We start from the raw sequence: 12,945 nt of genomic DNA, 5'->3' as shown, positions 1-12,945 counted from the left end.
TTTTTAAATAACGAAATTAATGGGTTCGTGAAAATTTTGTTGTGTTCGTACTACAACTTCACTTTTATGATATACAACAGAGTTGGCTGCAATGCTATTCGTAAGGAATACATTTCCTCCAATAACACTATGAGCGCCAACAATGGTTTCTCCTCCTAATATAGAACAACCTGAATATAAGATTACATAATCTTCAATTGTAGGATGTCTTTTTTTGGAGGCTTTATCTTTATCTACACTCAGCGCACCAAGTGTAACACCTTGAAACATTTTTACATAATTACCAATGTGTGACGTTTCACCAATGACGATTCCTGTTCCATGATCTATTGAAAAAGGACTTCCAATCGTTGCACCTGGATGAATATCAATTCCTGTGAGCTGATGGGCATGCTCTGTAATCATTCTTGGAATATAAGGGATGTTATATTGTACCAAAATATGAGCTACTCGATGGCATACAATGGCATAGAATCCAGGATATATAGCAATAACCTCTTCTAATTGATTCGCTGCAGGATCTGATTCTAAGATGAATGTTGCATCTTTCAGTAAAGTATCCTTTAATTGGTCCAATTCCGTTTGGAACTTTTTTAGAACAGCCTCTTTATCCAATAAATCTTCAGGTAAAAGCTTACTAAGCCTATTTTCAACTTTAGAATAATTGAGTTGCTGTTGTTTTTTATCCAATAGTTCAGTGGTAAATAATGCGGTATATACTGCATTAATTAATTTCTGAATTGATTTTTTATGTGGTATTCTATTTAACATGAGAAATAGTTGATATAAGAAAAGCCTCAGATGTAGAGGCATAAAATGTTATGGCTTCTCTTACAAAGATAAATAAAAGGGAGGGAAGAGGGGTTGGATTTGAGCATTTCAAATGTTGTATTTTTCTTAAAATTTATTTTTAGAGTAATTTTTTATTATTGATTATCAGTTGTTTGTGGGATATTGTGTTTGAAATGCATTTTTTTTGATAATTCTAAATAGAAATTAGCTATTGTAGATGAGTATCATTTTAAAAACCTATATCTTTGAGGCCTTTTAGAAATAAGCTCTTTGAGCTTAGTTTCTGAGGATTAAAAGAAGGAATCGACTCCAGTAGAAAATAAATAATAACATAAAATAAGAAAATGTTTCAAGAATTAGAGAAATATCAGCATAGTAATCATTTTAGATTTACTAAAGAAAATGAATTAGTTGAAGTGTGTAATGCACCAGAAAATGCAAGTGGAATTTATTTAGTATATAGTGTTGTTGACGACGTAAAAGAGTTGATAATGGTAGGTTCTTCTGGAACAATTCAAAACAATGGTGAATTGAAAAGCCGTAATGGTGGTCTTTACGACAAAATTGTAAATGGACATCAGTTTGGTAAAATGGGAAGAAAATATTCTTGGCCAATGCAAATGGAAAAAGAAAATTTTGATGCTTTAGAAGTATACTGGTATGAAACAGTAAACGAGCATAATAAAGAGATTCCTACTTATGCAGAAGCATTTGTATTGCAACAGTTTTTTGCTGCAAACCAACGTTTACCAAAATGGAATGTTGCTTTCTAAATAAAATAATATCTTGATTTTTATCAAAGCTATAAAATAAAAAATCCGCTAGTTACTAGCGGATTTTTTTATAATCTATATTTTATCTTATAAGTGGATTACTTCACCGTAAGCTTCAGCTACTGCTTCCATTACTGCTTCACTCATTGTAGGGTGAGGGTGAACTGATTTTAAGATTTCATGACCTGTAGTTTCTAGTTTTCTAGCCACAACTGCTTCAGCAATCATATCTGTAACACCAGCACCAATCATATGACATCCTAACCATTCTCCATATTTTGCATCAAAAATAACTTTTACAAAACCATCTGGTGTACCAGCAGCTTTTGCTTTTCCTGAAGCTGAGAATGGGAATTTTCCAACTTTTATTTCGTATCCTTTTTCTTTTGCTTGTTTCTCTGTCATACCTACAGAAGCAATCTCTGGAGTAGCGTATGTACAACCTGGGATATTTCCGTAATCTAAAGCTTCAACATGTAAACCAGCAATTTTCTCTACACATAATATACCTTCAGCGGAAGCAACGTGTGCTAATGCTTGTCCAGGTACTACATCACCAATAGCGTAATAGCCAGGAATGTTTGTTTGGTAGAAATCATTTACTAAGATTTTATCTCTATCCGTAGCAATACCAACTTCTTCTAATCCGATATTTTCAATGTTTGATTTAATACCTACAGCAGAAAGAACGATATCAGCTTCAAGAATTTCTTCTCCTTTAGCTGTTTTTACAGTAGCTTTTACTCCAGTACCAGTAGTATCAACTTTCTCTACAGAAGAGCTAGTCATTATTTTGATACCTGCTTTTTTCATGGAACGTTCCATTTGTTTTGAGATGTCTTCATCTTCTACAGGAACGATATTTGGTAAAAACTCAACAATAGTAACATCTGTTCCCATTGAATTGTAGAAATGAGCAAATTCAACTCCAATTGCACCAGAACCTACAACAATCAATTTTTTAGGTTGCTCAGGTAATGTCATTGCTTGACGGTATCCAATTACTTTTTTACCATCTTGAGGTAAATTAGGTAATTCACGAGAACGTGCACCTGTAGCAATAATGATATGATCTGCACTGAATTCAGTTACTTTTCCGTCTTTATCTGTAACATCAACTTTTTTTCCAGCTTTTAACTTTCCAAAACCGTCAATTACGTCAATTTTATTTTTTTTCATTAAGAATTGAACCCCTTTGCTCATCCCTTCAGCAACACTACGGCTACGAGCGATAACGGCGTTGAAATCTTTATCAAATTCAGAAATAGTTAAACCATAATCTGAAGCATGTTTTAGGTAATCAAATACTTGAGCACTTTTTAATAATGCTTTCGTTGGGATACATCCCCAGTTCAAACAAATACCACCCAAATTTTCTTTCTCAATAACTGCAACTTTAAAACCTAACTGTGAAGCTCTAATAGCAGTAACATAACCACCAGGGCCACTACCTAAAACAATAATATCGTATTTCATTTCTATGCGTTTTTTGTTATTCATTTGAAGTCACGAAAATAGTTATTTATTTGATTACTTAAAAATCTGTGTACCGTTAATTTTTTTTGAACTTATAACTGGAACGCTTTTTTGAGTACTTACTATTTTTGTTTTCTCTTCTTTTTAGTTAAAAAATTAAAATGTTTTATTCTTCCTCTACTGCTAAAAACTGGGATTCATATAAGTTTTTATAAAAACCATCTTGATTTAAAAGTAATTCATGGTGTGTACCTTGTTCTACAACTAAACCTTTATCCATCACAATTATTTTATCTGCCTTAACAATTGTTGCCAAACGGTGTGCAATAACAATAGATGTTCGGTCTTTGGTAATGGTTTCGGTTGCATTTTGAATCATTTCTTCAGAATATGAATCAATCGATGAAGTTGCCTCATCTAGAATCAAGATACTCGGATCACTTACATAAGCACGGAGGAATGCAATTAACTGGCGTTGTCCAGAAGATAGCATAACACCACGTTCTTTTACATTGTAATCATATCCATTTGGTAAATTCATAATGAATTGATGAATACCTATTTTTTTTGCAGCTACTATAACTTCCTCTCGGGTAATAGCAGGATTGTTCAATGTTATATTATTCAGAATTGTATCTGCAAATAAGAAGACGTCTTGTAATACTACTGCAATTTGTCTGCGTAAAGAATCCAATGTATAATCGTGAATATTAGTGCCATCTATTTCTATAACACCACTATTAATTTCATAAAAACGATTTAATAAATTGATAATGGTTGATTTTCCTGCACCTGTTGCCCCAACAATGGCTACCGTTTCTCCTGCTTTTACCTTTAGGTTAATGCCTTTTAAAACTTCTTCATTTTCAATATAACTAAAACGAACATCTTTAAATTTTATATTTCCTTTGAATATAGAGGCTTCTACGGTTCCTTTATCTTGTATTTGACTATCGGTGTCTAAAATTTCAAAAACACGATTAGCAGCCACCATACCCATTTGAAGCTCGTTAAATTTATCTGCAATTTGACGCAATGGATTAAAAAGCATACTGATTAGCATCGTGTAGGCAAATAAATCTCCAAATGAAGTAAGGTTATCGCCATTCAGAATGTTCTGTCCACCATACCATACAATAATACCTAATGTGAAAGAAGAAACGATATCAGCAATAGGGAAGAAGATTGAGTTATACCATACTGTTTTTATCCACGCCTTATTATGCTTGTCATTAATTACTTTGAATTTTTCATATTCGATATCTTCTCTTGAAAATAATTGTACAATTTTCATCCCTGTAACTCGTTCTTGCACAAAGGTATTTAGATTAGCAACCTGAGTTCTTACTTCTTCAAAGGCCGATTTCATTTTTATTTGAAAAACACGAGTGGCCAATACTAAAATAGGCATTGCAATAAGTACAATGAAGGTAAGCTTCCAGTTCATATAAAACATGAACAGCAGGATTACAAACATTTTCATCAAATCACTGATAATCATGAAAAGCCCCTGACTGAATATTTTTGCAATGGATTCAATATCAAATACCGATCGTGTAACCAGTTGTCCCACTGATGCATTGTCAAAATATTTCATTTTAAAACTAGTCATATGATTGAATAGTTTTACCCTGATATCTTTTACGATGTCTTGACCTAACCAGTTTGCCCAATAGACAAAATAGAATTGAGACAACACCTCAAGTAGTAATACTAGAGCCATAAGGGCAACATACCAAAGAAGTCCTGTAGCGTCTTCTTTTTGAATATAACTATCTACGGTTTGTTTAAGTAAATAAGGTCTTAAAGCCGCAAATATGGAAAGACTAATAGCCCATATAATAACACCATTAAAGCGCCATTGATAGGGTTTAGTGAAAAACATTATTTTTCTGAAAATGCGATTGTCAACTAATTTCATTGCGGTCTATTAGGGATTACCGTGTACGTTATATTAAATATATGGATAGACAACTTTTGTCAAATATAGTCCATGTGCAGGAACTGAAAAACCTGCTTTATTGCGATCTCTACTTTCAAGAATCATCTTGAAATCATCTAATGAAATTTTTTCTAGACCAACGTTTACCATTGTTCCTACAATGGCCCGTACCATGTTTCTTAGAAAACGATCAGCAGAAATAGAGAAAACTAATTTATCCTGATGTTGTGTCCATCGGGCTTCAAATATATCACAATTATAAGTGTTTACATCCGTATTTGATTTGGAAAAACACTTAAAATCAGTATGATTTAATAACAATTTACCAGCTTCATTCATCAAATCGATATTCAATTTCTGATGAAAGTACCAACTGCCTTCGTGTTCAAATACATTCTTAAATTGATGAATATGATACTCATAAGAACGTCGTGTTGCATCAAATCGTGTATGGGCATCATCCTGTACAGGAATGATTTTGAAAATAACAATATCTTTTGGAAGATAAGAGTTTAATTTTCTAACCCAGCTTATAACATCGATTTCAATTGGAATATCAAAGTGAGCATACATTTGTTTTGCATGTACACCAGCATCTGTTCTACCAGCACCCATAATCTCTATTTTAGTATTGAATAATACTGATAGTGCATTATTTAGGGTTTCTTGTACAGAAGCTGCATTAGGCTGATATTGCCAACCATGGTAATCTTTTCCGTTATAGGCTAATTCGATAAAGTATCTCAAAGGAAATGTCTCGCTAGTTAATTGTGTACAAAGATAGTCATTATGCGACAATTTAATAATTTCAATATTTGATAATTTGAAGTTAAAAAAGGGATGGATTCTCTATTTTTGTAGAATAATTTATAGACCTCTTACTTTGAAAAAAATACTTTTATTATCCGATACACACAGTCATATTGATGATTCCATTTTGAAATATGTAAATCAAGCAGACGAAGTTTGGCATGCGGGTGATATAGGAGATTTGATGGTTACCGATACGTTGAAAAAATTAAAACCTTTGCGTGCCGTATATGGTAATATTGATGATAATCAGGCACGACAAGAATTCCCATTAAACAATAGGTTTATGTGTGAGGGAGTGGATGTATTAATTACCCACATCGGTGGTTATCCTGGGAAGTACAGTCCTGCTATTAAACCTGAAATTAGTAAAAACCCACCGAGACTTTTTATTTGTGGACATTCTCATATATTAAAAGTGATGAATGATAAAACCTATAATCTATTGCATATGAATCCTGGTGCCGCTGGTATTTATGGTTTTCATCAGGTGCGTACGATGTTGCGTTTTGAAATCGATGGAAAAGAGATTAAAAACCTCGAAATAATTGAGCTAGGGAAGAGGGGCTAATTAGGAAATTTTCAGTTTAATGTAAATTTTGGTTCCTTTATTTATTTTGGAATCGATGGTCATGATACCGTTTAAATTTTTAATACGAGCTCGTATTTGAGTTAAACCAAAACCTGCAGTGGTCTCTGTTTTATGACTATCAAACCCTTTACCGTTATCTTCTATTTGTATAATGAGTTCTTCATCCATCTCGTCAAGTGTTACAAACGCTTCCGTAGCTTCACTATGTTTGATAATGTTGTTTAATAATTCGGCTAAGATGAAATAAATCTTCATTTCAAATTCGCTATGATAACGTGTGTTTCGTTTTAAATAATTGATGCATTCAAAGTAAAGCATCGAGTTAGAGTTCTTTTCACACAGATCCTGAATGGCATGATATAATCCAAATTTTGATAATAATGTTGGAATTAATTCATGAGATAAATCACGAACTTTATCGTGTGCATCCTTGATGATTGCTTTTGTTTTCTTGATTTCTTCCGAAGGTTTTTTCAAATAACTTGCTTCGTAAGCCGAAAGATGCAAACTAGCTGAAGATAGTGAGGCACTAATACTATCGTGTAAAAACTCAGCGATCTTTTTACGTTCAATCTCTTGACCATCAATATTAGCATTGATGATATTTTGTTGAATATCACGATCAATTTCAATCAGTTTATTCTTTTGTTTTAATTTTAAATTCTGATAGAAGAAATAATATAAAATGATACTAAAAGCCAGAATTGCAATGAAAATAAAAATGATCTTTTTAGTTCGAATTTGTTTCTCGTGTAATAGTTGTTCTTTCTTTTTATATTCTTCTTCACGTTTGTTGATTTCATAACGAGCCTCAATATCACGAAGAGCATTTTTGATGCGATTATTGTATAAATCGTCATTGAAATCAATGTATTTATTTAAGTACTCATTTGCCTTTTTGAAATCGTTCATGTTCTCATACGCAAAGGCAAGATTGTAATAAATGTCTATTTTGCTATTGTAAGTAGAATCGTTAGGGAATAATTTTAGAATTTTTAAATATTCCTGCTCTCCCTTTTTAAAATTCTTATCGACCGTGATATAATAATAGGCAAGATTGTTCAGCCTATTGGCTATGATTTCATTGTCTTTTGTTTTTAAAGCATAAACAATGGAAGTATCAAGGTATTTTTTAGCAATCTGATGCTCGTTATTATTAGAATAATAAGCAAAATAATTATTGTAGCTCGTAGCTTTAGCCAAGTCATCTCCAAATTCCTTATTGTATTTCATTACTTTTTCCATGTAATAAAATGCACTATCGGATTCTATTCGGGTATGCAATTTGAATAATGACTGATCAATCAAGGAGATTAATTTTTTGTCATTAATGGAATGGGCTATTTTTTGTGCTTTGTATAAATAAGCTTTAGTCTTTGATAAATCAATAATGTCGGTATATCGCATTGATAGCTCGCGACAAATCATGATTTGATGTTCTTTTAATTTATGTTTTTCTGCTATACCAAGAGCAGAAAAAAGAATTTTAATGGAGTTTTCTGTATCGTTGAACTGTTTGTAGATATTCGATTTTCGTATAGAGATATCACAATATTGAGCATATTGTTTATTCTTTAAATACATATCAGCCTGCTTTCTGGAGTAGTTTAAAGCATTGGCATATTCTTTTTTGGCAACATAATAAGATAAAGAATCTGTTACGGGATTTGATAATGAAATCCCGTAACAGATTGAATTCAAAAAAAGAATTATAATAAATGAAAAATATTTCTTTTTGAGAGTTGTTGTCAAAAGCTAATTTTTATGATTTATGACTGTAGTGAATTATATACTACGATCTAAGCTTTCAAAACCTTCAATAATAATTTTCGGTTTTTTTACTGTTCCAGCAGTTCTTTCCTGAATGAACGTTACATTGATATAATTGTTAATCATTTCCAATGGGACATTGCATTGTTGTTGCGTTGCAGCTGGATTCTTTTCTCCTTCATTTAATTGAATTTTCACATACTGAGTATCAGCATCAGTATCAAAAGAGTACTGGCAGTTTGTTGGAATTTCAAAATCTAGAGCATAATTGTTACTTTCAGACTTGATTACTGAATAGTTACCTAAGAGGGAATTTGACATGTGTTTGAGATTATGGGTTAATTAAATTGTTTTTTAAAGCAAATTTTACCAGACCAATAGTATTACGAACATTTAATTTTTTAATTAAATTCTTTCGATGTGTTTCTACTGTATTTGTACTGATAAATAATTCTTCACTAATTTCTTTGCCGCTATATTCCTGCGAAATTAGTTTTAGAATTTGAAGTTCTCTTTCTGTAATAGAAGATAAGATCTGACCATTGATATTAGCCGAGCTTTTAACATTATTACCTGAGAAGGAACTGAAGATTTTATCACTAATGGCTTTTGAGAAATATTGCTCGCCTTTATGCACTGCAATAATAGCATCAATTATGTTTTCTCCAGCACATTGTTTAGTTAAATAACCACTAGCACCTAATTTTAATACCTCTTTTATGAGTTTAATATCATCATAGCTGGAAAGAACTATAACTTTCGAGCAAAATCCTTGTATACTGAATTCTTTTAGGACTTCGATACCATCCTTTTTTGGCATATTGATGTCCATGACTAAAATATCAATATTATTCTTACAAACTTCCTCCACTAAATTTTCTCCGTCCAGAGAATAGCCTACCACCTCAAAATTCTTATTTGTTTTAAGTACAGCTAGTAATCCGTCAATTAAAACTTGATGATCGTCCGCTAAATGGATTCTGATTTTTGTATTCATAAGTTGGGTTATTGAGACAAATTTAACCATTTTTTTCGTCTATAAAATCACTTATTTGGTTAAAAACAGAATATCACTAAATTTAGTGAGGGAGAATAAAAAAAAATCCGAACCATAAATGATTCGGATTTTCACGCACTAATAAACTAAGATGAAAGGTTTATCTCAACCGATCCACAGATTTTACGAGTTCTTCATCCTTTTTGATGGCTTTATTAGCAAGAGCTAAAAAAACGATAGAGACTATAGGAAGAAAAAGCCCAATACCCTTCTCCGAAACCGTAGTTTCTCCAGATAGATTTAGTGAACGATACACAAATAATCCTAGTAAAATTAAGTTCAATATTATGTTCAATCGCCCAAGGACAAATTGATTTTTTCTGTTTTTGTATGATATAAGACTCAATAAGCTCAAAGTAGAGCTTAATCCAAATAAAGCTACATAAGCCATATTATTCATGAAGTAGAAGTCCACTTTGTTTTGATCTACCCATAATGGAAAGACAAAAGGCAAGGCACCTGTTACTATGAAGGCAATAATAAGGTAAATAGTCTGAATTCTCTGAATCATTTTTTATCGATTTGCAGCACAAAAATATATTTTCTTTTTTTAAAATACTATTGTTTCATAAAATTTAATTCGTATTATTGCATAGTGTTTCCGTAAGTACTTCATTCTGCGGGCAATTCAAAGTCAACAAAATACACTACACTTTAGAACATTACTGATCAAATAATTAAATTCATATCACATACATGTTTGATATTTCTGTATTAAAAGAAATGAAGCTGTCTGAGCTTCAAGAAATAGCTAAGAATGCTAAAATAAATAAATTTAGAGGATTAAAAAAAGATGAGTTAGTTTACCAAATTTTGGACCATCAAGCAGCAAATCCTGAAGTTATTGCACCCTTAGCTGTTGAAACCGGAGCAACCGAAGATAAGCCAAAGAGAATAAGGATTCTTCCAGCTAAAAAAACAAACACTCCTGCGGATGTAAAACCAAAAGGAACTGTTACCCCAAAAGCAAGAGAAGAGAAAGTAGTAGAAAATGCTACTCCAAATGAAATTGAAAAGGAAGAAATAGTAACAGAAAAGAATGCAGATATTGATCAGGAAAATGTAGCTACAGAGAAGCCTTTTGTTGAAAAACAACCTGTAAAGAAGGTTATCAAGTTTAAAAAAGAGAATACAACAAATACATCCCGTCAAAATCAAAATACTACATCAGATCAAACTGTAGAAAAATCTAAAGCTGACGGAAATCAAATTACTTTTGAACCAACTGTTGCAAAACAACACGTTAATCCAAATCAGAAACAGAATCCAAATCAAAAGCAAAATTCTAATCCGAATCAAAATCCGAATTCGAACCAGAATCCAAATCAAAACCCTAACCAAAATCCAAATCATAAAAACAAAAAAGGCAATTTCAGAGATTCTGATTTTGAATTTGATGGAATTATTGAAAGTGAAGGTGTATTGGAAATGATGCCTGATGGATATGGATTTTTACGCTCATCTGATTATAATTATTTAGCATCACCTGATGATATTTATTTGTCAAATTCGCAAATTCGATTATTTGGATTAAAAACAGGAGATACTGTAAAAGGAGTAGTACGTCCTCCAAAAGAAGGAGAGAAATACTTCCCACTAGTTAAAGTTTTAAAAATTAACGGACATGACCCACAAGTGGTGAGAGACCGTGTTTCTTTTGAACATTTAACACCGCTTTTCCCAGAAGAAAAATTCAATTTAGCCGATAAACAGAGTACAATTTCTACCCGTATTATTGATTTGTTTTCTCCAATAGGAAAAGGACAAAGAGGTATGATTGTGGCACAACCTAAAACGGGAAAAACGATGTTGCTAAAGGATATTGCAAATACTATTGCTGCCAATCATCCTGAAGTATATTTAATCGTATTGTTGATTGATGAAAGACCTGAAGAGGTTACCGATATGCAACGTAGTGTAAGAGGAGAAGTGATTGCTTCTACTTTTGACGAACCTGCAGACAGACACGTTAAAGTAGCTAATATCGTTCTTGAAAAAGCAAAACGTTTAGTGGAGTGTGGACATGATGTTGTAATTCTATTAGATTCAATTACACGTTTAGCAAGAGCTTACAATACAGTGCAACCTGCATCTGGTAAAGTATTAAGTGGTGGTGTAGATGCAAATGCTTTACAGAAACCAAAACGTTTCTTTGGTGCTGCTCGTAACATCGAGAATGGTGGTTCATTAAGTATTATTGCTACGGCTTTAACTGATACTGGTTCAAAAATGGATGAAGTTATTTTTGAAGAATTTAAAGGTACTGGTAATATGGAATTACAATTGGATCGTAAGATTGCTAATAAGCGTATTTTCCCTGCTATAGATTTAACATCTTCTAGTACAAGAAGAGATGATTTATTGTTGGACGAAAAGACAATTCAACGTATGTGGATTATGCGTAAATATCTAGCGGATATGAATCCAGTAGAAGCAATGGATTTTATCAATGATCGCTTTAAGAAAACAAGAAATAACGAAGAGTTTTTAATCTCAATGAATGACGGTTAATAAATTGACGTTTAGCTATAAATAAAAAAAATGCTCTGATATTTATCAGAGCGTTTTTTTTATAAAGGAACTTTTGAATGATTAGTTTACAATTATCTTTTTTGTAACCGATCTATTATCAGAAGATAGTTTTACAAAGTAGAAACCTTGTGGTAAATTATCCAATGAATAAGTAGCATTATTCTGCATTACAGGATTTTTAATTTGTTGCATGATTTGACCATTAATATTGATCAATTGAATCTCTGTGATTGGTTGTTCACTGTGAATATTAACTCTATGATCATTAGACGGGTTAGGGTAGATTGATACAGAAGCTAAGTTTTCATAAGTATCTACACCAAGAGTTCCCCAGATTTGCGCAACGTATTCTGGATGATCAATATAAGGATTTCTATTACCTTGATGTGTATATATAGCATTGTTGATCGCTCTTTCTCTATCGCTTACTGGATCTTGATTATTCCATGTTAATAATACACTCAATGACCAATCTGAAAATACTTGATTGCTAGTGTGGTTCAACATTTCATGATCATTCCATCCAGCAATAACGCCTTCATAACGAGTAGCCATGTATAATAAAACACGAGCAATATCTCCTTTGAACTCATCAATTGGTTCAAATACAACACCAGAATATCCAGCAGAATAACCAGAATTAGTATTTGGACCTAATTTAGAACCATTTGTTGAAGTCCATGTTGGGCTGTTTACTTTTCCAAAAGCATAGTTATTTCTTTTACCGTTTACATAACCATCCGTTGGGAAAATGTGGTGTGCATCACTTACCATAGGAGAGGCTTCATTAAAAACCGACTGTGGCATTACGTGTTCTCTGTTGTAACAAGAACCTTCCCCAGTATAACTTCCACATTGATTTGAAGGAACATTAAAAGTATATGAATCTGGACCAGCAGGTTTCTCAGAATAGAAATCTAATAAGGTATTATCATTTTCATAGTAAAGATCTTTGTACGCATTGTTTGCGTATAATGTCCAAAGCGCATTGTATGATTTAGGGTTGTGACCATTTGTAATAATAGTCTTCAACTGCGTCTTTAACGCATAGCCCGTTCCAGTTGCATTATTGTAATATCCAGCGGGAATTTGAGCGAATGCTAACGTGGTAAGCATCAGCATTGTTAAGGTGTAAATTTGTTTCATTTGTTCTTTTTTCGGATGGCAAAAGTATGTTCTTTATTTAAATAACAATTAAAAT

General features: G+C 32.4%; 12 protein-coding genes. 3 read left to right on the top strand and 9 right to left on the bottom strand.

The window, feature by feature from the left end:
- Positions 1-3: 3 nt before the first annotated feature.
- Positions 4-771, bottom strand: coding sequence for a serine O-acetyltransferase (locus P6733_RS06140; protein WP_306351000.1), 768 nt, complete (start codon positions 769-771; stop codon positions 4-6).
- Between the two features lie 365 nt (positions 772-1,136).
- Here P6733_RS06140 and P6733_RS06135 point away from each other — a divergent pair, with 365 nt between their 5' ends.
- A complete protein-coding gene (locus P6733_RS06135) occupies positions 1,137-1,565 on the top strand; it encodes a hypothetical protein (RefSeq protein ID WP_306350998.1) in 429 nt (142 codons plus the stop codon).
- An 87-nt stretch (positions 1,566-1,652) separates the two neighbouring features.
- Here P6733_RS06135 and lpdA read toward each other — a convergent pair whose 3' ends face one another.
- The 3 genes from lpdA to truA all read right to left on the bottom strand — a co-directional run bounded on the left by lpdA (position 1,653) and on the right by truA (position 5,730).
- A complete protein-coding gene (lpdA, locus tag P6733_RS06130; RefSeq protein WP_306350996.1) occupies positions 1,653-3,041 on the bottom strand; it encodes a dihydrolipoyl dehydrogenase in 1,389 nt (462 codons plus the stop codon).
- A gap of 166 nt (positions 3,042-3,207) precedes the next feature.
- Entirely contained in the window at positions 3,208-4,962 is a 1,755-nt protein-coding gene (locus tag P6733_RS06125; RefSeq protein WP_306350994.1) for an ABC transporter ATP-binding protein, read from the bottom strand.
- A 33-nt stretch (positions 4,963-4,995) separates the two neighbouring features.
- Complete coding sequence (gene truA, locus P6733_RS06120; RefSeq protein WP_306350992.1) at positions 4,996-5,730, bottom strand: tRNA pseudouridine(38-40) synthase TruA; 735 nt, start codon at positions 5,728-5,730, stop codon at positions 4,996-4,998.
- A gap of 136 nt (positions 5,731-5,866) precedes the next feature.
- Here truA and P6733_RS06115 point away from each other — a divergent pair, with 136 nt between their 5' ends.
- Positions 5,867-6,364: a metallophosphoesterase family protein gene (locus tag P6733_RS06115; RefSeq protein ID WP_306350990.1), complete on the top strand. Its 498-nt coding sequence runs from the start codon at positions 5,867-5,869 to the stop codon at positions 6,362-6,364.
- Here the strand turns inward: P6733_RS06115 and P6733_RS06110 are convergent, their stop codons facing one another.
- The 4 genes from P6733_RS06110 to P6733_RS06095 all read right to left on the bottom strand — a co-directional run bounded on the left by P6733_RS06110 (position 6,365) and on the right by P6733_RS06095 (position 9,723).
- Positions 6,365-8,086, bottom strand: a complete 1,722-nt coding sequence (locus P6733_RS06110) for a tetratricopeptide repeat-containing sensor histidine kinase (protein WP_306350988.1) — start codon at positions 8,084-8,086, stop codon at positions 6,365-6,367.
- A gap of 84 nt (positions 8,087-8,170) precedes the next feature.
- A complete protein-coding gene (locus P6733_RS06105) occupies positions 8,171-8,476 on the bottom strand; it encodes a hypothetical protein (RefSeq protein WP_306350986.1) in 306 nt (101 codons plus the stop codon).
- Between the two features lie 10 nt (positions 8,477-8,486).
- On the bottom strand, positions 8,487-9,152 hold the full coding sequence (locus tag P6733_RS06100) for a response regulator (RefSeq protein WP_306350984.1): 666 nt from the start codon (positions 9,150-9,152) through the stop codon (positions 8,487-8,489).
- A 160-nt stretch (positions 9,153-9,312) separates the two neighbouring features.
- Complete coding sequence (locus P6733_RS06095; RefSeq protein WP_306350982.1) at positions 9,313-9,723, bottom strand: DUF4293 domain-containing protein; 411 nt, start codon at positions 9,721-9,723, stop codon at positions 9,313-9,315.
- A gap of 185 nt (positions 9,724-9,908) precedes the next feature.
- On the opposite strand from P6733_RS06095, the gene rho reads away from it, so the two are divergent.
- Positions 9,909-11,723 carry a transcription termination factor Rho gene (gene rho / locus P6733_RS06090; RefSeq protein WP_306350980.1) on the top strand — a complete coding sequence of 605 codons (1,815 nt, stop codon included), beginning with the start codon at positions 9,909-9,911 and terminating at the stop codon, positions 11,721-11,723.
- An 81-nt stretch (positions 11,724-11,804) separates the two neighbouring features.
- Here rho and P6733_RS06085 read toward each other — a convergent pair whose 3' ends face one another.
- The gene (locus P6733_RS06085) at positions 11,805-12,890 is read right to left on the bottom strand and encodes an endonuclease (RefSeq protein WP_306350978.1); all 1,086 of its coding nucleotides are present in this window, start codon (positions 12,888-12,890) and stop codon (positions 11,805-11,807) included.
- Positions 12,891-12,945: the final 55 nt, after the last annotated feature.

The sequence above is a fragment of the Flavobacterium aerium genome (genome assembly GCF_030766725.1).
Classification (GTDB): Bacteria; Bacteroidota; Bacteroidia; order Flavobacteriales; family Flavobacteriaceae; genus Flavobacterium; species Flavobacterium aerium.
This window is presented reverse-complemented; position numbering and strand designations above follow the sequence as displayed.

What these genes read in the sequence shown, in the direction of transcription:
- P6733_RS06140 (WP_306351000.1), bottom strand. Translation starts at nt 771, where the DNA reads ATGTTAAATAGAATACCACATAAAAAATCAATTCAGAAATTAATTAAT.
- P6733_RS06135 (WP_306350998.1), top strand. Translation starts at nt 1,137, where the DNA reads ATGTTTCAAGAATTAGAGAAATATCAGCATAGTAATCATTTTAGATTT.
- lpdA (WP_306350996.1), bottom strand. Translation starts at nt 3,041, where the DNA reads ATGAAATACGATATTATTGTTTTAGGTAGTGGCCCTGGTGGTTATGTT.
- P6733_RS06125 (WP_306350994.1), bottom strand. Translation starts at nt 4,962, where the DNA reads ATGAAATTAGTTGACAATCGCATTTTCAGAAAAATAATGTTTTTCACT.
- P6733_RS06105 (WP_306350986.1), bottom strand. Translation starts at nt 8,476, where the DNA reads ATGTCAAATTCCCTCTTAGGTAACTATTCAGTAATCAAGTCTGAAAGT.
- P6733_RS06100 (WP_306350984.1), bottom strand. Translation starts at nt 9,152, where the DNA reads ATGAATACAAAAATCAGAATCCATTTAGCGGACGATCATCAAGTTTTA.
- P6733_RS06095 (WP_306350982.1), bottom strand. Translation starts at nt 9,723, where the DNA reads ATGATTCAGAGAATTCAGACTATTTACCTTATTATTGCCTTCATAGTA.
- rho (WP_306350980.1), top strand. Translation starts at nt 9,909, where the DNA reads ATGTTTGATATTTCTGTATTAAAAGAAATGAAGCTGTCTGAGCTTCAA.
- P6733_RS06085 (WP_306350978.1), bottom strand. Translation starts at nt 12,890, where the DNA reads ATGAAACAAATTTACACCTTAACAATGCTGATGCTTACCACGTTAGCA.